At 34.5% G+C, this 20,892-nt stretch carries 21 protein-coding genes and 1 riboswitch; of the genes, 16 read left to right on the forward strand and 5 right to left on the reverse strand.

Annotated features, from left to right (window positions below):
- Positions 1-4: 4 nt before the first annotated feature.
- Complete coding sequence (locus BB050_RS04895; protein WP_008466797.1) at positions 5-226, reverse strand: hypothetical protein; 222 nt, start codon at positions 224-226, stop codon at positions 5-7.
- Between the two features lie 327 nt (positions 227-553).
- On the opposite strand from BB050_RS04895, the gene polA reads away from it, so the two are divergent.
- Positions 554-3,391 (forward strand): DNA polymerase I, encoded by a 2,838-nt coding sequence (polA, locus tag BB050_RS04900; RefSeq protein WP_066032809.1) that lies wholly within the window; start codon positions 554-556, stop codon positions 3,389-3,391.
- Positions 3,392-3,533: 142 nt separating this feature from the next.
- On the opposite strand, the gene BB050_RS04905 is transcribed toward polA, so the two are convergent.
- Positions 3,534-4,559, reverse strand: coding sequence for a LacI family DNA-binding transcriptional regulator (locus BB050_RS04905; protein ID WP_008466794.1), 1,026 nt, complete (start codon positions 4,557-4,559; stop codon positions 3,534-3,536).
- 369 nt (positions 4,560-4,928) lie between these two features.
- Here BB050_RS04905 and rplM point away from each other — a divergent pair, with 369 nt between their 5' ends.
- The 4 genes from rplM (at position 4,929) to tsf (ending at position 7,820) form a co-directional block, all read left to right on the forward strand.
- Entirely contained in the window at positions 4,929-5,384 is a 456-nt protein-coding gene (rplM, locus tag BB050_RS04910; RefSeq protein ID WP_008466793.1) for a 50S ribosomal protein L13, read from the forward strand.
- Positions 5,384-5,770, forward strand: coding sequence for a 30S ribosomal protein S9 (gene rpsI / locus BB050_RS04915; RefSeq protein WP_008466792.1), 387 nt, complete (start codon positions 5,384-5,386; stop codon positions 5,768-5,770). Before rplM ends, rpsI begins: the two co-directional genes overlap by 1 nt.
- A gap of 176 nt (positions 5,771-5,946) precedes the next feature.
- Positions 5,947-6,717, forward strand: a complete 771-nt coding sequence (gene rpsB / locus BB050_RS04920; RefSeq protein WP_008466790.1) for a 30S ribosomal protein S2 — start codon at positions 5,947-5,949, stop codon at positions 6,715-6,717.
- A 140-nt stretch (positions 6,718-6,857) separates the two neighbouring features.
- Positions 6,858-7,820, forward strand: a complete 963-nt coding sequence (gene tsf, locus BB050_RS04925) for a translation elongation factor Ts (RefSeq protein WP_008466788.1) — start codon at positions 6,858-6,860, stop codon at positions 7,818-7,820.
- Positions 7,821-7,887: 67 nt separating this feature from the next.
- On the opposite strand, the gene BB050_RS04930 is transcribed toward tsf, so the two are convergent.
- Positions 7,888-9,951: a M3 family metallopeptidase gene (locus BB050_RS04930; protein WP_066032810.1), complete on the reverse strand. Its 2,064-nt coding sequence runs from the start codon at positions 9,949-9,951 to the stop codon at positions 7,888-7,890.
- Positions 9,952-10,111: 160 nt separating this feature from the next.
- Here BB050_RS04930 and BB050_RS04935 point away from each other — a divergent pair, with 160 nt between their 5' ends.
- From BB050_RS04935 to BB050_RS04985, 11 genes are all read left to right on the forward strand, one after another.
- Positions 10,112-10,774 (forward strand): queuosine precursor transporter, encoded by a 663-nt coding sequence (locus BB050_RS04935; protein ID WP_066032811.1) that lies wholly within the window; start codon positions 10,112-10,114, stop codon positions 10,772-10,774.
- 15 nt (positions 10,775-10,789) lie between these two features.
- Positions 10,790-11,470 carry a hypothetical protein gene (locus BB050_RS04940; RefSeq protein ID WP_066032812.1) on the forward strand — a complete coding sequence of 227 codons (681 nt, stop codon included), beginning with the start codon at positions 10,790-10,792 and terminating at the stop codon, positions 11,468-11,470.
- Between the two features lie 14 nt (positions 11,471-11,484).
- Positions 11,485-12,045, forward strand: a complete 561-nt coding sequence (locus BB050_RS04945; protein WP_066032813.1) for a DNA-3-methyladenine glycosylase I — start codon at positions 11,485-11,487, stop codon at positions 12,043-12,045.
- Between the two features lie 121 nt (positions 12,046-12,166).
- Positions 12,167-12,263, forward strand: a riboswitch (TPP riboswitch).
- 66 nt (positions 12,264-12,329) lie between these two features.
- Positions 12,330-12,536, forward strand: coding sequence for a sulfur carrier protein ThiS (thiS, locus tag BB050_RS04950; protein WP_008466777.1), 207 nt, complete (start codon positions 12,330-12,332; stop codon positions 12,534-12,536).
- A 133-nt stretch (positions 12,537-12,669) separates the two neighbouring features.
- Positions 12,670-14,493: a phosphomethylpyrimidine synthase ThiC gene (thiC, locus tag BB050_RS04955; RefSeq protein ID WP_066035100.1), complete on the forward strand. Its 1,824-nt coding sequence runs from the start codon at positions 12,670-12,672 to the stop codon at positions 14,491-14,493.
- A 38-nt stretch (positions 14,494-14,531) separates the two neighbouring features.
- Positions 14,532-15,143: a thiamine phosphate synthase gene (locus BB050_RS04960; RefSeq protein ID WP_008466772.1), complete on the forward strand. Its 612-nt coding sequence runs from the start codon at positions 14,532-14,534 to the stop codon at positions 15,141-15,143.
- Positions 15,101-15,853, forward strand: a complete 753-nt coding sequence (locus BB050_RS04965) for a hydroxymethylpyrimidine/phosphomethylpyrimidine kinase (protein WP_066032814.1) — start codon at positions 15,101-15,103, stop codon at positions 15,851-15,853. The genes BB050_RS04960 and BB050_RS04965 overlap by 43 nt, the downstream gene beginning before the upstream one ends.
- Positions 15,846-16,484, forward strand: coding sequence for a thiamine phosphate synthase (locus tag BB050_RS04970; protein WP_066032815.1), 639 nt, complete (start codon positions 15,846-15,848; stop codon positions 16,482-16,484). The genes BB050_RS04965 and BB050_RS04970 overlap by 8 nt, the downstream gene beginning before the upstream one ends.
- A complete protein-coding gene (locus tag BB050_RS04975) occupies positions 16,465-17,241 on the forward strand; it encodes a thiazole synthase (protein ID WP_066032816.1) in 777 nt (258 codons plus the stop codon). The genes BB050_RS04970 and BB050_RS04975 overlap by 20 nt, the downstream gene beginning before the upstream one ends.
- A 153-nt stretch (positions 17,242-17,394) precedes the next feature.
- Positions 17,395-18,507, forward strand: coding sequence for a 2-iminoacetate synthase ThiH (gene thiH, locus BB050_RS04980; RefSeq protein ID WP_066032817.1), 1,113 nt, complete (start codon positions 17,395-17,397; stop codon positions 18,505-18,507).
- Positions 18,508-18,578: 71 nt separating this feature from the next.
- Complete coding sequence (locus BB050_RS04985; RefSeq protein WP_066032818.1) at positions 18,579-19,289, forward strand: HesA/MoeB/ThiF family protein; 711 nt, start codon at positions 18,579-18,581, stop codon at positions 19,287-19,289.
- On the opposite strand, the gene BB050_RS04990 is transcribed toward BB050_RS04985, so the two are convergent.
- Entirely contained in the window at positions 19,286-20,080 is a 795-nt protein-coding gene (locus BB050_RS04990) for an MOSC domain-containing protein (RefSeq protein WP_066032819.1), read from the reverse strand. The genes BB050_RS04985 and BB050_RS04990 overlap by 4 nt on opposite strands.
- A 3-nt stretch (positions 20,081-20,083) precedes the next feature.
- The gene (gene aat, locus BB050_RS04995) at positions 20,084-20,728 is read right to left on the reverse strand and encodes a leucyl/phenylalanyl-tRNA--protein transferase (RefSeq protein ID WP_066032820.1); all 645 of its coding nucleotides are present in this window, start codon (positions 20,726-20,728) and stop codon (positions 20,084-20,086) included.
- Between the last annotated feature and the right edge of the window lie 164 nt (positions 20,729-20,892).

Genomic DNA, 20,892 nt, shown 5'->3' on the forward strand with positions numbered 1-20,892 from the left:
TAAATTATTTTTTTGCTTCTTTTTTTGTTTCTTTATTTACTTTTGCTGTTTCTGTTTTTGAAGCTTCACTTTTTCCTGATTTTACTTTTTTATCAGATTTGTTTTTTGGGTGTTTTGTTGCCTTTACCTCTTTTGCAGGAGCATCTTTACCATCTTTTGCAGGAAATGCGTGAACCATTGCACTTGTTCCTAAAACTGCCACTAATACCATTAATAAATTTCTCATGATTTCTAAGATTTAAGAATTAATACCTTTTATTTTACAGATCAAAATTACCTTCGCAACATGAAGAGAAAATGAAGAAATCCCTGAATAAAAAATTTTAACTTGATATTAACGCTTTGCAGATTTTCACCATATAAGGTATATAAGTTCATTTTAAATATTCACTATAAAATAATATTACAGATGAAATAGAAGACGCACTACGGTGCTTCTCTACAGACGCATCTCAGCTAAAATGAACTTATATACCTTATATGGTAAAAAATTTCTTTTTTGATTAATTTTTGCAACCTCAATTGTTTATTTTTACAGACTAATATTTTTAATATGTCAACTCAAAAACGCCTTTTTCTTCTAGATGCTTATGCATTAATTTTTCGTGGTTATTATGCATTTATAAAAAACCCGAGAATCAACTCAAAAGGAATGGATACATCTGCAATTATGGGTTTTATGAACTCACTTTTAGATGTTATTAAAAGAGAAAAACCAGATCATTTGGCTGTTGCTTTCGATAAAGGGGGAAGCCATGTGAGAACCGAAATGTTTGTAGAATACAAAGCAAACCGAGATGAAACTCCAGAGGCAATTAAAATTGCTGTTCCGTATATTCAAGAGCTATTAAGAGCCATGCATATTCCGATTATTGAACTTGAAGGTTGCGAAGCCGATGATTTGATTGGAACAATTGCCAAACAAGCCGAAAAACAAAACTATCAGGTATTTATGGTAACGCCCGATAAAGATTTTGCGCAATTGGTTTCTGAAAATATCTTTATGTATAAACCTGCCCGAATGGGTAACGGAATCGAAATTTGGGGAGTTCCTGAGGTTTTGGCAAAATTTGAAGTTGAAAGACCTGAGCAAGTAATTGATTTTCTTGGAATGATGGGCGATGCAGTGGATAACATTCCTGGATTGCCCGGTGTTGGTGAAGTAACAGCTAAAAAATTCCTGAAAGAGTTTGGTTCTATGGAAAATCTTTTGGCTAATACAGACAAGCTAAAAGGTAAAATGAAAGAAAACATTGAAGCGAATAAAGAAAAAGGAATTCTTTCTAAAAAACTGGCGGCCATTATTACAGATTGCGACGTTACTTTTAATGAGGAAGATTACGAACTTTCTCGTCCAGATATAGAAAAAACAGATGCTATTTTTCAAGAATTAGAATTCAGAAGAATGGCTGAGCAGTTCGACAATTTATTTAGAACAGATGGCGCTCAGACTGCCAATGCTGCTCCAGATGCAAAACCAGCTAAAAAAACTCCTGCCAAAAATGAAGATCAATTTGATCTTTTTGGAAGTGCTAGTGCAGATGAAGATACAGAGGCTCCAAGAACTTCTTTCTATAACACTTTAGAAAACACAGAACATTCCTATCAGACCATACAAGGTGATTTAGGAATTAAATTGCTTTTACAGAATCTGCAAAAACAGTCTGCAGTTTGTTTCGATACAGAAACTACAGGAATCGATGCTTTGCACGCAGAATTGGTAGGAATGTCATTTTCTTACGAAAAAGGAAAAGCATTTTATGTTCCGTTTCCTGAAAATCAAGAAGAAGCAAAAGCTTTGATTGAAAAATTTGTTCCGTTTTTTGAAAATGAAAACATTGAAAAAATTGGGCAGAATTTAAAATATGATTTAAAAATCCTTTCTAATTACGGCGTTACTGTAAAAGGAAAGCTTTTTGATACTATGATTGCACATTATCTGATCAATCCAGATATGCGTCATAATATGGATATTTTAGCAGAAACTTATTTGAAATATTCTCCAAAATCAATTGAAACTCTAATTGGTAAAAAAGGAAAAAATCAGCTTAATATGCGTGATGTGCCTTTGGAAGACATTAAAGAATATGCTGCTGAAGATGCCGACATTACATTACAACTGAAAGAAATCTTTACAACTGAACTAGATAGAACTGAAACTAAGAAGCTGTTTGATGATATCGAAATTCCACTAGTAAGCGTTTTGGCTGATATGGAAATGGAAGGCATTCGTTTAGATGTTGATTTCTTAAAACAAATGTCTAAAGAAATGGATGTTGAAATCAAATCTTTGGAACAGAAAATATACGAAACAGCTGGCGAAACATTCAACCTTGCTTCTCCAAAACAATTAGGAGATATTTTATTCGATAAACTTAAAATTGGCGGAGCTAAGCAAAAGAAAACCAAAACCGGACAATATGCAACTGGTGAGGAAGTTTTGACTTATTTAGCAAATGACAACCCAATTGTAAAAGATATTTTAGATTGGCGCCAAATGGTAAAGCTGCAAAGTACCTATATATTAGCATTACCAGAACAGGTTGACAAAAAGACCTTACGCGTTCATACCGATTATATGCAGGCAGTTGCGGCAACTGGTCGTTTGAGTTCTAACAATCCAAACTTACAGAACATTCCGATTCGTACTGAAAGAGGACGCCAGATTCGTAAAGCTTTTGTGGCACGCGACGAAAACTATACTTTAATCTCTGCCGATTACTCGCAAATTGAATTAAGAATTATCGCAGCTCTAAGTGGCGAAGAAAATATGATTAAAGCTTTTCAAGACGGAGAAGATATTCACAGAGCAACCGCTGCAAAGGTTTTTAATGTTGCTTTAGAAGAAGTTTCCCGCGAACAAAGAAGCAATGCCAAAACGGTAAACTTCGGAATTATCTATGGTGTTTCTGCTTTTGGACTTAGTAGCCAAACTTCACTTTCAAGAAGCGAAAGTGCTGCTTTGATCGATGCTTATTACAAAACTTATCCACGTCTTAAATCTTATATTTCAGATCAAGTAGATTTTGCAAGAGAAAAAGGCTATGTGCAAACTATTTTAGGACGCCGTAGATACTTAAAAGACATTAATTCTGCTAATGCCGTTGTAAGAAGCGCCGCAGAACGAAATGCTGTCAACGCGCCAATTCAAGGAAGCGCTGCCGATGTGATTAAAATTGCGATGATTAATATTCATAAAAAACTTCGTAATGAAAACTGGAAATCTAAAATGTTGCTGCAAGTGCATGATGAGCTTGTGTTCGATGTTCATAACGATGAACTCGAAAAAATCCAGCCTATGATTAAACACGAAATGGAAAATGCTTTTAAAATGTCGGTTCCTTTAGAAGTTGAACTTGGAATGGGTAAAGATTGGTTAGAAGCGCATTAATATATTTTAGTTTTCAGATTAGATTGTTGATTTTAGATTTATAACTAAAAAATCATCCAATCTTGTCTATTTCGACGAAGGAGAATAACGTATAAAAAAAGGACTGCTCACACAGTCCTTTTTTTGTCAAAATATATTTATTTTATTTTTTTCGAGTTGATTCTCTTTCTTTCAATTTTGTTTTGATGACGATTGTTTCGTAATCTGAGACTGTTCCTTCTGGCTCTTCTAATCTTTCGATTAATCTTTTGGCAGCCACTTCTCCAATTTCAACTCCATGCTGACTTACTGTAGTCAAACTTGGCGACAAACGTCTTGAAGCTAAAATACCGTCAGCAAAACCAATGATCGAAATATCTTCTGGAACTCTGTAGCCTTTTTTCAAACTTACTCTTAGAGCTGCAACCGAATCATTTTCGTCCAAAGCAAAAATTCCATCAATTTTATTCTCAAAAAGCGCATCTATTTTGGCTTTCATGTCTTCTTCAGAATCGGTACGAAGAATAATTTTTTCGTTAACTGGAATATTATTGTCTTTTAAAGCTTTTAAATAACCATCAGCTCTTAGTTTTCCAACACTTAGATTATCTACAGAAGATATTAAAGCAATATTTTTACATCCAAGATTAATTAAATGCTGAGTCGAGTTTAATGCCGAATCGAAATCGTCTACCACAACCTTATCACAATCAACTTCATCAGCAATACGATCAAACATCACAATTGGAGTTCCGTCATTAATAATTTCCGAAAAGTGATTGTAATCTTGAAGTTTTTGAGCTTCTTCTGAAACCGAAAGAATAAATCCGTCAATTGTTCCATTGCTTAACATTTCAAGCGTGTGGATTTCTTTCTCTAAAGATTCGTTAGAGATACACGTAATTACATTATATCCTTTTTTATCAGCAACTTTCTCAATACCGCTAAAAACTTTCGCAAAGAAAGAATTTAAAATATTAGGAATAATTACCCCAATCGTTTTTGTCTTACGATTTTTTAGATTCAAACCAATAACATTCGGCTTATAATTTTTGAGTTTGGCATACTCTTTAATCTTCACCTTTGTTTGTTCACTAATTTCTGGACTGTCATTCAACGCTTTAGATACAGTCGAAACAGAAACACCAAGTTCCTTCGCAATTTGTTTTAGAGTTGCTTTAGCTTTCATCCAATTGAATTTTATGTAATTAATACAAATATAGTAGAATTACCTAAAATAAAACAAAAAACACCTATCAGTATTTAAAATAATCAAGCCTTTTCCAAAGAAAACCAGCAAACGATATGATTTTTCTGAAATCTATATTATAAATTGTTCTATATACCTTATAAACAATATTTTTGCACAAAAAACATACAATTTCAAAAGCTTTCTCCATCAAATAATTCAAATACTTTTTTGAATGTTTTAATTAAAAAACTGAAGTCCTGATTTTCAGCAGATAAAATATTCTTTTCAGGTATTTGGTTTTAAAATAATTAATTGTACTTTTGCATCCCCTTTATTGGGGATGGAATGTTTAATTAAAATAATATTATGGACGCATTAAGCTACAAAACAGTTTCAGCAAGCAAAGCCACTGTAACTAAAGAGTGGATTGTTGTTGACGCTGAAGGTCATAACTTAGGACGTCTTGCTTCTAAAGTTGCAATGATCTTAAGAGGTAAGTACAAGCCAAGTTACACACCGCACGTTGACTGTGGAGATAACGTAATTGTTATCAACTCAGAAAAAATTAACCTTACAGGTACAAAAATGAATGACAAAATTTACATGCGTCATACAGGTTACCCAGGAGGACAAAGAACTTTAACTGCTAAAGTATTGCAAGCTAAAAATCCAGCTGCATTAGTAGAAAAAGCTGTAAAAGGTATGTTGCCTAAAAACAAATTAGGTGCTGAACTTTTTAGAAATCTAAATGTTGTTGTAGGATCTGAGCACAAACACGGAGCTCAAAAACCTAGAACTGTTAACCTAAATGATCTTAAGTAATGGGAGTTATTCACAAAATCGGTAGAAGAAAAACCGCTGTTGCACGTGTATACGTTTCTGAAGGAACTGGAAACATCACTGTAAACAAAAAAGAATTCGCAACTTACTTTCCAACTGCAACTTTACAATACAAAGTTTTACAACCGCTTTCTATGACTGAAAACGCTAGTAACTTTGACGTAAAAGTAAACGTTTACGGAGGTGGTACAACTGGTCAGGCAGAAGCTGTAAGAATGGCATTAGCACGTGTAATGTGTGAAGTTAACGCTGAAAACAGAGCTATCCTTAAACCAGAAGGTTTATTAACAAGAGACCCAAGAATGGTTGAACGTAAGAAATTCGGTCAGAAGAAAGCTCGTAAGAGATTCCAATTCTCTAAACGTTAATATTACCTGTCTTGTTCAGATGGAACAAGACATTATCAATTATTTATTGAAATTAAAAAACACAGTTATTGTTGCTCTCCTATTGAGGTAGGATATAGTTTAGCATCTAAATGTATGAAGCCAGAGAAATCGCCATTCACACATTGCTAATCAACAGAACGTAAACTAGTACAAAAATGGCAAACAAAATAGAAGTAAAAGAATTACTAGAAGCAGGTGTTCACTTCGGACACATGACTAGAAAATGGGATCCAAACATGGCTCCTTACATTTATATGGAGCGTAATGGTATTCACATTATCAATCTATATAAAACTGCAGCTAAAATTGAAGAAGCTAACGAAGCTTTGAAAAAAATCGCTGCATCAGGTAGAAAAATCTTATTCGTAGCTACCAAAAAACAAGCAAAAGACATCGTTGCTGATAAAGCAAAAGCTGCAAACATGCCTTACATCACTGAAAGATGGCCAGGTGGTATGTTGACTAACTTCGTAACTATCAGAAAGGCAGTTAAAAAAATGTCTTCTATCGATAAAATGAAGAAAGATGGTACTTTCAACACTTTATCTAAAAAAGAGCGTTTACAAGTTGATCGTCTACGTGCTAAATTAGAGAAAAACTTAGGTTCAATTGCTGATATGTCTAGACTACCTGCAGCATTGTTCGTAGTAGATATCAAAGCTGAACACATCGCAATAAAAGAAGCTCAAAAATTAAACATTCCAGTTTTCGCAATGGTTGATACGAATTCTGACCCAAGAGAGGTTGATTACGTGATTCCTGCAAATGATGACGCTTCTAAATCAATTGACAAAATTTTATCTTTAGTAACTACTGCAGTAATCGAAGGTCTTTCTGACAGAGGTGCTGAAAAAGAAGTTGAAGCTGCTGAAGAAGCTCCTGCTGTTGAGGCTGAAGCTGCTCCTGCAACTGAAACTGAAGAATAAATCAAATTTTAAATTCCAAATTTTAAATTCCAAATTCCAAATACAAAATTAAAAACGTTATGTTGATAATTTAATAAAATTGGAGTTTGGGATTTAAAAGCTGGAATTTTTTACTTTTAACATTAAAAATTCAAAATATTATGTCAACAATTACTGCTGCAGACGTAAATAAATTAAGACAATCTACAGGTGCCGGAATGATGGACTGTAAAAAAGCTTTAGTTGAAGCTGAAGGAGATTTCGATAAAGCGATACAAATCCTTAGAGAAAAAGGACAAAAAGTTGCTGCTAACCGTTCTGACCGTGAGTCTGCTGAAGGAGCTGCTGTTTCTTTTATCAATGCTGACAACACTAAAGGAGCTATCATCACTTTAAACTGTGAAACTGACTTCGTAGGTAAAAACGAAGCTTTCGTTGCTTTAGCTAAAGATTTAGTAGAAAGAGCTATCAACTTCTCTACAAAAGAAGAGTTATTAGCTTCTGATTTCAACGGAATTACAGTTGCTGAGAAATTAATCGAGCAAACTGGAGTTATCGGTGAGAAAATCGAAATCGGTGGTTTTGAAATTTTAGAAGGTGCTTACGTTGGATCTTATGTTCACGTTAACAAAATTGCTGCTTTAACTGCAATTTCTGCTCCAGTTGCAAACGCTGAAACTTTAACAAAAGACATCTCTATGCAAGTTGCTTCTATGGGAGCTGATACTTTATCTTACAAAGATTTTGATCCTGCTTTCGTTGAATCTGAACTAGCTGCTCGTATTGCTGTAATCGAAAAAGACAATGAAGAAGCAAAACGTTTAGGAAAAACTTTGAAAAATGTTCCTAAATACATTTCTTTTTCTCAGTTAACTCCTGAAGTTATTAAACAAGCTGAAGAAGATGCTAAAGCTGAATTAAAAGCTGAAGGAAAACCAGAGCAAATCTGGGACAAAATTCTTCCAGGAAAAGTTCAACGTTTCATTTCTGACAACACTACTTTAGATCAAGAGAAAGCTCTTTTAGATCAAAACTTCATCAAAGATGATAGTAAAAAAGTTGGTGATTATGTTAAAGGATTCAATGTTGAAATTACAGGTTTCAAAAGAGTTACTTTAGGTTAATATATTATTTTCAATATAAAAAGCCCGAATATTTTATTTATTCGGGCTTTTTTATTTTCATATAAAGCTAATTCTCAACTGGAAAATTTCTTGCTCGCATTAATGCATCAGATTTTGGGGCATGTCCCCTGAAATTCTCATACATTTCTTCGTTATCAATAGTATTTCCGACACTTAAAACTGTTTTATAAAGACGTTCAGAAACACTTTTATCAAACGGCCCATCTGCTTCCAGAAAAGCCTCATAAGCATCTGCATTAATGACATCTGCCCATAAATAGCTATAATAGCCAGCCGCATATCCGTCGCTTGAGAATATGTGAGCAAACTGCGGAATTCTATGTCTCATTACAATTTCTGACGGCATATTAATCTCGTCTAAAACTTTCTTTTCAAATGCATGCGGATCAATCGTTTCTGTCGTTAAATGCAATTCCATATCGACAAACGAACTTGAAATCGTTTCTACCGTGGCAAATCCTTCATTAAAATTAGCCGCCTTCCCTATTCTTTCCACCAATGACTGAGACAATGGTTCATTTGTTTTGTAATGAAGTGCAAACTTATTTAAAACCTCAGGCGTTGCTAGCCAATGCTCTAACAGCTGAGATGGAAATTCCACATAATCTCTGGCAACAGAAGTCCCTGAAAGACTTGGATAAGTAACATTTGAGCACAAACCATGAAGCGCATGGCCAAATTCATGAAATAATGTCGTTGCATCATCCCACGAAATCAAAACAGGTTCTTCGCTATTTCCTTTTATAAAATTGCAATTATTCGACACAATAGGAAGTACATTCCCTTTTATCTTCTGCTGATCCCTATGCGAATTCATCCATGCCCCTGAACGTTTTCCTGTACGCGCATAAGGATCAAAATACCAAAGTCCTATCGCTTCTCCTGTATTTTTATTATTCACCTCCCAAACTCGAACATCAGGATGATAAACCGGGACATCAAATAATTGCTTAAAACCTAAGTTAAACAATTCACCAGCTGTCCAGAACATTCCTTCGCGCAAGTTTTCAAGCTGTAAATACTGTTTAATTTCATTTTGATCTAAATCGTATTTTGCTTTACGCACTTTTTCTGCATAAAAACGATAGTCCCAAGGCTGAATTTTAAAATTTCCGCCTTCTTCATCAACCATTTTTTGCATGGCTGAAACATCATTTTTTACTTTTTCTACAGCTGGTTTCCATACAGAACGCATCAAATCGAGCGTTTTCTGTGGATCTTTAGCCATTTTATTTGATAAACTCCATTCTGCAAAGTTTTTAAAACCTAAAATCTTTGCCTTTTCAGCCCTTAATTTTAGAATCGACACAAGTGTTTTGTTTGTATCATTTTCATTCTTATTATCGCCTCGTTTAACGAAAATATCAAAAGCTTTTTCTCTTAAATTTCTTCTGTTTGAGAAAGTCAGAAAAGGTTCAATTGAAGATCTAGTGTTTCCAATACAGCCTAAAGCAGTCAGATTTCGCTCTTTTGCCTCTGCAATAGCAGCATTTTTAAATTCTTCAGGTAAACCCTCAAAATCATCTTCTGTTTTTAATTCTATATACTGATTGTTTTCTTCTGCCAACAACTTTTGACTGAAAGCTGTAAAAAGTGTTGCCAATTCCTGATTGATCTTAGCCACTTTCTCTTTATTCTCTTCATTTAGCTCTGCTCCTTCCCTAACAAAATCAGTATAATACAACCAAAGCACACGCTGCTGTTCCTTGGTTAAATTTTGCTTTTCATCTGATTTGTATAAGCTTTCAATTCTAGAGAACAGTTTTTCATTCTGAAACAGTTTATCATTAATCTCTGCCAATTTTGGAGACATTTCGGTATCAATCGCATTAAATTCTGGAGTACTTAAATTGGATCTGTAAATACCATAAACTGCGTGAATTCTATCCAATTTTTCGCCAGAAAGTTCCAATGCTTCAATCGTATTTTTAAAGGTCGCCTCTTCTGGATTATTGGCAATTGCATCAATTTCTTCTAATTTTTCCTTAATAGCAAATTCTATTGCGAGCTTAAAATCTGAAACTTTGTAGGCTGTAAAATCTGGAACGCCTCCATAAGGTCCAGACCAATCTTTTAACAATGGATTATCTAATTCTATAGGTGTTTTCATAACAAATGCATTAATTAATTTTATGCAAAATTTGACTGGCAAAAAATGCAACAGAATCTCAAAATTAACTAATCAAGAGCAAACTTCATATGCTAAAAAATTATAGTTTCAAAGATTTAAAGAAATAGTTTATTTTTGAAACATCAATACCAAAAATCAAATGTTTAGAACCAGAAAAGAAATTGTTTTTGTAATTTTAGCAGGAATATTTATAACCAATGCCGTTGTGGCTGAGTTAATTGGAGGTAAATTAATCCAAATTGGACCTTTTGTGATGAGTATAGGAATTTTGCCATGGCCAATTGTATTTCTAACCACCGATTTAATTAATGAATATTTCGGTGAAAAGGGTGTAAAAAAACTTTCTTTCATAACCGCATGTCTGATTGCTTATGCATTTTTGATCCTTTTTATGGCCATTACTATTCCCGCTGCAAAAGGAATTAGTCCAGTAAATGATGATCAGTTTCAAGCAGTATTTGGGCAAAGTATGTGGATTATAGTTGGGAGTTTAATAGCCTTCATGGCTTCGCAGCTTATTGATGTTTGGATATTTTGGTTTTTTAAAAACAGAACTGGCGAGAAGAAAATATGGCTGAGAGCAACCGGTTCTACTGTTATTTCGCAATTATTTGATTCATTTATTGTTTTAGGAATTGCTTTTTGGTTGCCTGGAAAAATTGATTTTGACACCTTTGTATCTTCAGGATTAATAGGATATACTTTTAAATTAGCAATAGCTATTTTATTGACTCCAGCGATATATTTAGGACACCATCTAATTAAAAAATATTTGGACGAAGATCCTACACATAAAGGATAAAAAAATATTTAGGTCATGAAAAAAAATTACTTTTATATTTTATTCTCTGTTACCTATCTCTTTTTCAGCTGTGGCAATGACGAAAAAAAACAGCCTAAAAAAGTCATTCAATCTGTCAATAAGTTGACACCTGCTTCTGTAAAAGTAAATCCTAAAATTTCTTCAAAAAGCATTACGGCGCCAAAAGAGTTTGACTCAAAAAAGACTGTTGTACAAAAAGATCCTTTTGCAATCAAAAACCCAATAGAATTTAAACCATTAAGTTCGCAAACCACAAATAACATAGCCACTCCACCAACTCCTATAAAAAAGGAAGTTAACGAGAAGCTATTAAATTTTGTCAATATTCGCAAAATATTAGATAAATGTAAAATGGGCCAGACCATGACCCAAAAGCAGTTAACTGAGAACTTTGAAATTCCGGAAGAAGCTCTCAAATTAGTAAAAAGTGTAACTAAAACAGCAGAAAATGAATTGGCTGTAAAATGGCAGTCTACTTGGTTTGTCGAAAGAGTCTCTGATGCAGAACTGGAAGACGGCAAAATGAAAGTAGTCTTTAAAGCCAATAAAATGTATACTTCTGGAAATGCGATTGGCATTAAATACAACAAAAAAGTTTACAATAATTTAGTTATAGTTGGACGTTCAGCTTATATTCCTAGTGTAAAAGGATATAGCTGGCAGATTGGAAGATAATTTAGAATAAAAAAATGGAACCAATAAGATGTGGCTGGTGTTCTGCTAGCGATTTATATAAAAAATATCATGACGAAGAATGGGGAACCCCTGTTTATGACGACCCAACTATTTTTGAGTTTTTAATTCTAGAAACTTTTCAAGCAGGTTTAAGCTGGATTACTATTTTAAATAAAAGAGAAAACTTCAAAACTGCTTTTGACAATTTTGATTATAAAAAAATCGCCAATTATTCTGAAGATAAAGTCGAAGAATTAATGCAGAATACAGGAATTATTCGCAATAAACTTAAAATAAACTCTGCCGTTTCAAACGCTCAGGCTTTTATGAAAATTCAAGAAGAATTTGGGACCTTCTCTGAGTACATTTGGAAATTTACTAATGGAAAACCAATCGATAATAAACCAAAAACTCTAAAAGATGTTCCAGCCACAACTCCAATTTCTGATGCCATAAGCAAAGATTTAAAAAAACGCGGCTTTAAATTTGTAGGTTCAACAGTCATTTACGCTCATATGCAAGCCACTGGAATGGTCAATGATCATGTAGAAGATTGTTGGACGAGAAATAAATAGTTATCAGTCGCAGCCACAGTTTTCAGTGCTAATTTTGAGTATTTCAAAACTTGAAACTATATTTTAAGGACTGCAAACTGAGACCGAGACTAAAAACTTAAAAAAAATTACATATATTTGCTTCACACTTTAGGGGTGTCTGCATCACGCAGGCTGAGATTTTACCCTCTGAACCTGATCTAGTTCATACTAGCGTAGGGAAAAGTAAGATGACTTCTTGAACGCATTTCTGTGCGTTATTGCAGCCATTCCTAACGTGTATCTATACACTAAACTTAAAAGGAATGGAACTAAAAATCAATCAACAAACCAAAAAATTCAATGCTGAATCGCTAAGCGTTCAATCATTGCTCGATCTCGAAATTCCGAATAAACAAAACGGAATCGCCGTTGCTGTCAACAATACCGTTGTTCCAAAACTCAAATGGAACGAATTCCTCGTACAGGAAACTGACGAAATTCTGATTATTTCTGCAACACAAGGTGGTTAAGATTTAAATTCTAAATCAAAAAATAAAAATTCCAATTATATACTGGGTGTTGATGCACTGCAGCGCACCTCTACGATTAACAACGTGAAATACCCCAATCAGATTAAACATGAAACTTGAAACAAAAAATACTATGACTACAGAAGAACAAATATCCAGAACCCCATTTCCGAATTCCAAAAAAGTTTATATCGATGGTGAAATCCATCCTATAAAAGTAGCCATGCGCGAAATTGCCTTGAGCGATACCAAACTTTCAAATGGCGGAGTAGAAAAAAATCCTCCCGTAACGGTTTATGATACTTCTGGACCATACACAGATCCAAACGTTGAAATTGATGTTAGAAAAGGGCTTCCTCGTATAAGAGAACAATGGATTTTAGATCGAAATGATGTTGAGATTTTAGACGAAATTACTTCAGATTATGGCCAAAGTCGACTGAAAGATGAAAGCCTGAATCATCTTCGTTTTGAGTATCTGCATCAGCCAAAACGCGCTAAAAAAGGCGCAAATGTAACACAATTGCATTACGCAAAGCAAGGCATTATTACTCCAGAAATGGAATATATTGCTATTCGTGAAAATCAGCGTATTGAACTTTTAAACGAACAAACCAAAGCGATGCAATGCCAGCATAATGGAAATAGCTTTGGCGCTAATACTCCAAAAAACAAAATCACTCCTGAATTTGTGCGCTCTGAAGTTGCTGCTGGACGAGCTATTATTCCAAATAACATCAACCATCCAGAAAGCGAACCAATGATTGTGGGACGTAATTTCTTAGTGAAAATCAATGCCAATATTGGAAACAGTGCCGTGACTTCGAGTATTGAAGAAGAAGTTGAAAAAGCCGTTTGGGCTTGCCGCTGGGGAGCTGATACGATTATGGATTTATCTACAGGAAAAAACATTCACGAGACCAGAGAATGGATTATCCGTAATTCTCCTGTTCCAATTGGGACTGTTCCGATTTATCAGGCTTTAGAAAAAGTAAAAGGAATTGCAGAAGATTTAACTTGGGAAATTTTCCGCGATACGTTAATTGAACAAGCAGAACAAGGTGTTTCCTATTTTACAATTCATGCTGGGGTTTTGCTTCGTTACATTCATTTAACTGCAAACCGTGTTACAGGAATCGTTTCACGAGGCGGATCGATTATGGCAAAATGGTGTTTGTTTCATCATAAAGAAAACTTCTTGTACACACATTTCGAAGAAATCTGTGAAATCATGAAACAATACGATGTTGCTTTTTCTCTTGGAGATGGTTTGCGCCCAGGTTCGATTGCAGATGCGAATGATGCTGCACAGTTTGCCGAATTGGAAACTTTAGGCGAATTGACTAAAATTGCATGGAAACATGATGTTCAGGTTTTCATTGAAGGCCCAGGACACGTCCCAATGCACATGATTAAAGAAAACATGGACAAACAATTAGAACATTGTCATGAAGCGCCATTTTACACTTTAGGTCCCTTAACCACAGATATTGCACCAGGCTACGACCACATTACTTCTGCGATTGGCGCCGCAATGATTGGCTGGTATGGCTGTGCGATGTTGTGCTATGTAACGCCAAAAGAACATCTTGGCTTGCCAAACAAAAAAGACGTAAAAGACGGCGTAATCACGTATAAAATTTCGGCTCATGCTGCCGACTTGGCAAAAGGTCATCCAGGAGCGCAATATCGTGATAATGCTTTGAGTAAAGCGCGTTTTGAATTCCGTTGGGAAGATCAGTTTAATCTGGCTTTAGATCCAGATACAGCAAGAGAATTTCATGATGAAACACTTCCTGCCGATGGTGCAAAAGTGGCGCATTTCTGCTCGATGTGCGGACCAAAATTCTGTTCAATGAAAATATCACAAGAAATTAGAGATGTCGCTGCCGCAGAAAAAGGAATGCAGGAGAAATCAGAGGAATTTATTGAGCAAGGTAAAGAGATTTATATTTAGAGTTTTAGAAAATAGAGGAAAGAATATAGAAAAAAGATATGATTGTAATTTCTAATCCTTTTTTTGTTGAAGATGAAATTGAAATGCTGAATTCTTTATTAGAAGAAGGGTTGTCTTTGCTTCATATTCGGAAACCTGATTTTTCAGAAGTAGAAATGGCTCAATTTATTCATCAGATAAAACTAGAATTTCGAAATAAAATGGTTTTGCACAATCATCATCATTTAGCAGAAGATTTTGGCATTAACCGATTTCATTTTTCTAAAAAAGAGAGAAAAAGTAATTCTATTGATCCTGCAAGGTTTTCAAAAATTTGTAGGTCTAAATCAACGTCAACACATTCGATTGAAGATTTTAACTCGTTAGAAAATGATTTTGAATATGCATTCTTAAGTCCTGTTTTTAAAAGTATTTCTAAAGAAAATTATTATCCAGAAATTGATCTCTTCGAAGCTTTAAAATCAAAAACCAACAGTAAAACAAAAGTGATTGCTTTGGGCGGAATTGATGCTGAAAACATTCAAAAAACACTTGAAAATGGTTTTGACGATATCGCTCTTTTGGGAAGTATTTGGAACAATGAAAATCCTGTAAAACAATTTAAATTATGTCAGAAAATCGCCCTTTCGTACTCACAATCGCAGGTTTAGATCCGTCTGGCGGTGCTGGGATTTTGGCTGATATCAAAACATTTGAACAGCATAAAGTTACTGGTTTTGCCATTGCGACAGCTAACACAATTCAGACAGAAAATGAATTTCACAAGATTGAATGGGTCAATATCAATTTTGTGATACGATCTATTGAAATTTTATTTAAAAGCTATAAAATCAGCGCCGTAAAAATCGGAATTATACCTTCTTTGTCTTATTTAAATCGGATTCTTTCCTGTATAAAACTAGTTTCACCAAGCACAAAAATTGTTTGGGATCCAGTTTTAAAATCAACCACAGCATTTAATTTTCTTACTATTGAAGATCATTCAAACTTAAATCAAGTACTATCCAAAATCGATTTGATTACGCCCAATTATATAGAAATTGAACAATTGATTCCTGGCTTTATAAAAGACCATCTTTGGATTGAGAATGAAATTTCGACTGCTATTCTGCTTAAAGGAGGACATAATTTAAATGAAGTTGGAAAAGACCAATTGTTTATAAAAAATAAGATTATTGAATTATTCCCAACAGAAAAAAATTGTTCGGAAAAACATGGCTCTGGCTGTGTGCTTTCTTCTGCAATCGCTTCAAATTTAGCACTAAATCAAAATATGGAAACTGCCTGCAAAAATGCTAAAATCTATATCGAAAATTACCTGAGTTCAACGTCAACTTTAATCGGATATCATTATGTATAGCAAACTTCAATATATCTCGCAGGGCGAAACTATCGAAAAACAATTGTACAATATTCATCAAGCGCTGGACGCAGGGTGCAATTGGGTGCAAATGCGCTTTAAAAACCAGACACAAAAGGACGCTTTTACTTTAGCGGAAGCGGTAAAACCTTTATGCGAAAAATATACAGCCAATTTTATTGTAAACGACAATTTGCAACTCACTAAAGAAATAGACGCTGACGGCATTCATCTAGGTTTAACTGATACTAAAATCGACGAAGCTAGAATTTTTCTGGGCCCTTCAAAAGTAATCGGAGGAACGGCTAATACTTTTGAAGACATTCAAAATCACGTCAAAAATGGATGTAATTATATCGGATTAGGTCCTTTTCGCTTTACTGCCACAAAAGAAAAACTGAGTCCAATTTTAGGCTTATCAGGTTATTATGATATTCTACAAAAACTGAAAAAAAATAAAATAAGCATTCCTGTTTATGCCATTGGTGGCATCACATTACGTGATGTAAGTCCGTTAATGGAAACCGGAATTTTCGGAATTGCCGTTTCTGGAATCATTACTGAATGTGATGAAAAGGAAAAATTAATTCAACAACTAAAAGAAAAATTGTATGCAAACATCATTGTTTAATATAGGAGACAAAAGCTTCAAATCTCGTTTGTTTCTCGGCACGGGAAAATTTGGTTCAAATGAAGAAATGGAAAGCGCCATTTTAGCTTCAGAAAGCGAATTGGTTACCGTTGCACTAAAACGCATTGATCTCGAAACAGATACTGATGTTATCTTATCGCATTTAAAACATCCAAACATTAATTTACTGCCTAATACTTCGGGTGCAAGAAATGCCAAGGAAGCTGTTTTTGCGGCACAATTGGCTCGAGAAGCTCTAGAAACAAACTGGGTAAAACTAGAAATTCATCCCGATCCGAAATATTTAATGCCAGATCCGATTGAAACTTTAAAAGCCACAGAAGAATTGGCAAAATTGGGATTTATTGTGCTTCCGTATATTCACGCTGACCCTGTTTTGTGCAAACATTTAGAAAGTGCTGGAACTTCTGCCGTAATGCCTTTAGGATCGCCAATTGGAAGTAACAAAGGCTTAAAAACGATTGATTTCCTTGAAATCATAATCGAACAAAGTACGGTTCCCGTTATTGTCGATGCTGGAATTGGAGCTCCTTCTGATGCTGCCAAAGCAATGGAAATTGGCGCTGATGCTGTATTGGTGAATACAGCTATTGCTGTTGCTGGAAATCCGAAATTAATGGCCGAAGCTTTTAAAGAAGCTGTTATTGCTGGAAGAAAAGCTTTTGAAGCTAAAGTTGCTCATCAGCAAAATTATGCTTCGGCTTCTAGTCCTTTGACTTCTTTTCTTTATGAGTAATTTTTTTCTAACGCAAAGTTCGCAGAGTTTTCCCGCAAAGTTCGCTAAGCTTTGCGAACTTTTTGTCAAAGACAATAACTTAAAGCTTGGTGATCTTTGCGTATTCTTAGCGCGCTTTGCGTTAAAAAACTTTTGCAGTAAAACTAAACTAACATGAATACTTTCAAATCTATTTTCGAGCAATATAACTGGGATGAAATCCAATCCAGAATATACAAAACCACATCAAAAGATGTCGAACGAACTTTGGCTAAAACCAAATACAATCTTGATGATTTTTTGATTCTGATTTCGCCTGTTGCACAAAATTATTTAGAACAAATGGCTCAAAAATGCCACGAAATTACCAAGAAACGTTTCGGAAAAACCATCCAAATGTACGCTCCACTATATCTCAGCAACGAATGCCAAAATATCTGCACATATTGCGGATTTAGTTTAGACAATAAAATCAAAAGAAAAACACTTTCTGACGCTGAAATAAAACTGGAAGTCGAAGCCTTAAAAAAAACTGGTTTTGATCATGTTTTATTGGTTACAGGAGAAGCAAATTATACCGTAAACATCAATTATTTTCTGAAAGCAATTAACTTAATCAAAGAGGATTTTTCGATTATTTCTGTTGAAGTTCAGCCACTTTCTACAGAAGATTATCAGCGTTTGCATGAGGCTGGAGTTTATTCGGTTTTGGTTTATCAGGAAACGTATCATCAGGAAGTTTACAAAAAGTATCATACAAAAGGCAAGAAATCAAATTTTGATTATCGATTGGAAACTCCTGACCGCATTGGAACTGCTGGAATTCATAAAATTGGCTTAGGCGTTTTATTAGGTTTGGAAGACTGGCGAACAGACAGTTTTTTCAATGCTTTGCATTTAGATTATTTGCAGAAGAAATATTGGCAAACGAAATATTCTGTTTCTTTTCCTCGTCTGCGTCCAGCGGAAGGCATTATTGAACCGAATTTTATTATGGATGATAAAGATTTGACGCAATTAATCTGCGCATACAGATTGTGGAATGAAGATTTGGAAATTTCGATTTCAACTCGGGAAAATGAAAAATTCAGAAACAATATCATTCCGATTGGCGTGACGAGCATGAGCGCTGGTTCTAAGACAAATCCTGGCGGTTATGTTGTTGATCCGCAATCTTTAGAGCAATTTGAAATCAGCGATGAACGCTCAGCAGAAGAAATTTCAAAAATCATAAAAAATGCAGGCTACGAACCTGTTTGGAAAGATTGGGACAAAGCTTATAGTTGAAATGTTTCAAGTTTCAAGTTTCAAGTTTGAAGACTTAACATTTTACAATTCACAATTCACAATTAAAAAAAATGAGCATCATAAAAGAATTCCTTCGTTACAACAGACAAACCATTCTTCCTGAAATTGGAGACGAAGGCCAAGAAAAATTAAAAAAAGCTAGAGTTTTAGTAATTGGCGCCGGTGGTTTAGGCTGCCCGATTTTACAATATATTGCAACCGCTGGAGTTGGTTTTATCGGAATAATGGATTTTGATACGATTGAAATTCACAATCTTCACCGACAGATTTTATATACTGAAAATGAGATCGGACAGCATAAATCTATCGTAGCAAAAGAAGTCGTTTCAAAACTAAATCCGTTGATTGAAGCTGTTGCAATCAATGAAAAATTAACTGCTGAGAATGCTTCAGAAATCATTCAACAGTATGATATTGTTGTGGATGGTTCTGATAATTTTTCGACCCGTTATTTAGTAAATGATACTTGCGTTCAGCTAAAAAAGCCATTGGTTTACGGAAGCATTTTAAAATTTGAAGGTCAGATTGCTGTTTTCAATCATAACGGAAGTAAAAATCTCCGTGATTTATTTCCTGAAATGCCAGACCCGAAAGATGTCCCGAATTGTAATTTGAATGGCGTTTTAGGAACATTGCCCGGAATTATCGGGAATATGATGGCGCACGAAACTTTAAAATTAATTTTAGAATTGCCAACCTTGAAAAATGAATTGGTAATTTTTAATACCTTAAACTGGAACTTTACAAAGCTGAATTTCTAAAAAACAACTTCATCACCAACAGAAATAATTCCCGAATTCAAACTCACAATATTAGTTCCGAATAAAACCGAATTATCAACATTTCTGTATTTGCTCAACGTTTTTAGAGGTTCTTTTTTTAAACGCCCATTTTCTGGATCATTGTTCACCATAACGCATCTTCCGCAGGGTTTAATATTTTTAAACTGAACTTCTCCAATTGTAAAAGTGGTAAAATCATCTTCTTCATGAGGATTTTCAGTGCTTACTACTAGGTTTGGGCGAAATCTTTTTATGGTAATTTTTTCATCCAATTTGTCATTCAAAAAATCTAAGCTTTTGGTTCCGATTAATAAATACGGGTAACCATCTGCCAAACTCACATTGAATGTTTCTTTTAATCTGGAACTTTCATGTTTGCGCGCCCCATTTTTAAGTATTTTGACCAATTTACATTCAAAACCTAAATGCTGGCTAAACCATTTTGAAGTTTCAAGATTTACCTCAACAACTTCGCTTTTGTCATCCCAAACATTTACCTCAATTGCATTTTCTAAATGTTCGTCAACAGAAAATTCATGCTTTTGGTTCTTAAAAGTAATGGTAATTTTTTTATCTGAAATCTTCGGATAAAACTGGCTCATAATTCGATGTTCTCTCTGTGTCAGCATTTGGTTTTCTGCGTCAATCAGCATCCAACGGCGATCGTTTTCAAATCCCATTTCTTCAGCTTTTGCAGACTCCAAACTGATTCCTGCCAAACTTTTTACCGGATAAATATAAATTTCTTTTACTATGTAAACTGCACTCATTTTCTATTTGCTTTTTAAAATGGACATAAACGCATCACGATCAATTTCGCGGCATCCTAAACTTTCCAAATGCGGATTATAAACCTGACAATCCAATAACTTGTAATTTTCTTTCTTCAAATATAAAGCTAAAGCAATAAAAGCCGTTTTCGAGGCATTTGAAACTTTAGAAAACATACTTTCTCCGCAAAATATATTTCCTTTTCCTAAATCAATTCCATAGAGACCACCAACCAAAACATCATCCTGCCAAACCTCAACAGATTTTGCCACTCCTTCTTCATTCAATTTGCAATAGGCTTCAATCATTTCATCCGAAATCCAAGTTCCATCCTGTCCTTCTCGTTTTATCTGCTGGCAGTTTAAAATTACTTCTTTGAAATTTTTATTATAAGTGACTTTAAACATCTTCTTATTCAGAATCTTCCGCATGCTTTTGGATATCGCCAATTCGTCAAAAAACAACACCATTCGCGGATCTGGTGCCCACCAAAGAATTGGTTCTCCTTCATTAAACCACGGAAAAATACCGCTTTTGTAAGCCAATAGTAAACGCTCTGGACTTAGATCTCCTCCTATCGCTAAAATTCCCTCTTCATCAGCTTCTGTAACTGGTGGAAAATATAAATCGTTGAATAAATAGTACATTTTTAAAAATAATCAATTTTTAAATTCCAATACTGAAATTCCAAATTCCAAACTATATGCAAGTTTTGGTTTCTTAAACAAAAGAAATCAAAAATAAAATTCCAAATTCCAAATTCACGAGAATGAATTGGAATTTGGAATTTAGTAAATTGAATTTTAAACTT

It is taken from the genome of Flavobacterium anhuiense (assembly GCF_001705175.1).
Classification (GTDB): domain Bacteria; phylum Bacteroidota; class Bacteroidia; order Flavobacteriales; family Flavobacteriaceae; genus Flavobacterium; species Flavobacterium anhuiense.

Bases quoted from the DNA above. Each gene is read 5' to 3' on its own strand.
- rplM (WP_008466793.1), top strand. From the start codon at position 4,929: ATGGACGCATTAAGCTACAAAACAGTTTCAGCAAGCAAAGCCACTGTA.
- thiS (WP_008466777.1), top strand. From the start codon at position 12,330: ATGGAACTAAAAATCAATCAACAAACCAAAAAATTCAATGCTGAATCG.
- aat (WP_066032820.1), bottom strand. From the start codon at position 20,728: ATGTACTATTTATTCAACGATTTATATTTTCCACCAGTTACAGAAGCT.
- BB050_RS04935 (WP_066032811.1), top strand. From the start codon at position 10,112: ATGTTTAGAACCAGAAAAGAAATTGTTTTTGTAATTTTAGCAGGAATA.
- tsf (WP_008466788.1), top strand. From the start codon at position 6,858: ATGTCAACAATTACTGCTGCAGACGTAAATAAATTAAGACAATCTACA.
- polA (WP_066032809.1), top strand. From the start codon at position 554: ATGTCAACTCAAAAACGCCTTTTTCTTCTAGATGCTTATGCATTAATT.
- BB050_RS04940 (WP_066032812.1), top strand. From the start codon at position 10,790: ATGAAAAAAAATTACTTTTATATTTTATTCTCTGTTACCTATCTCTTT.
- BB050_RS04960 (WP_008466772.1), top strand. From the start codon at position 14,532: ATGATTGTAATTTCTAATCCTTTTTTTGTTGAAGATGAAATTGAAATG.
- BB050_RS04905 (WP_008466794.1), bottom strand. From the start codon at position 4,559: ATGAAAGCTAAAGCAACTCTAAAACAAATTGCGAAGGAACTTGGTGTT.
- thiC (WP_066035100.1), top strand. From the start codon at position 12,670: ATGACTACAGAAGAACAAATATCCAGAACCCCATTTCCGAATTCCAAA.
- BB050_RS04930 (WP_066032810.1), bottom strand. From the start codon at position 9,951: ATGAAAACACCTATAGAATTAGATAATCCATTGTTAAAAGATTGGTCT.
- thiH (WP_066032817.1), top strand. From the start codon at position 17,395: ATGAATACTTTCAAATCTATTTTCGAGCAATATAACTGGGATGAAATC.
- BB050_RS04965 (WP_066032814.1), top strand. From the start codon at position 15,101: ATGTCAGAAAATCGCCCTTTCGTACTCACAATCGCAGGTTTAGATCCG.
- BB050_RS04970 (WP_066032815.1), top strand. From the start codon at position 15,846: ATGTATAGCAAACTTCAATATATCTCGCAGGGCGAAACTATCGAAAAA.
- BB050_RS04985 (WP_066032818.1), top strand. From the start codon at position 18,579: ATGAGCATCATAAAAGAATTCCTTCGTTACAACAGACAAACCATTCTT.
- BB050_RS04895 (WP_008466797.1), bottom strand. From the start codon at position 226: ATGAGAAATTTATTAATGGTATTAGTGGCAGTTTTAGGAACAAGTGCA.
- BB050_RS04975 (WP_066032816.1), top strand. From the start codon at position 16,465: ATGCAAACATCATTGTTTAATATAGGAGACAAAAGCTTCAAATCTCGT.
- rpsI (WP_008466792.1), top strand. From the start codon at position 5,384: ATGGGAGTTATTCACAAAATCGGTAGAAGAAAAACCGCTGTTGCACGT.
- rpsB (WP_008466790.1), top strand. From the start codon at position 5,947: ATGGCAAACAAAATAGAAGTAAAAGAATTACTAGAAGCAGGTGTTCAC.
- BB050_RS04990 (WP_066032819.1), bottom strand. From the start codon at position 20,080: ATGAGTGCAGTTTACATAGTAAAAGAAATTTATATTTATCCGGTAAAA.
- BB050_RS04945 (WP_066032813.1), top strand. From the start codon at position 11,485: ATGGAACCAATAAGATGTGGCTGGTGTTCTGCTAGCGATTTATATAAA.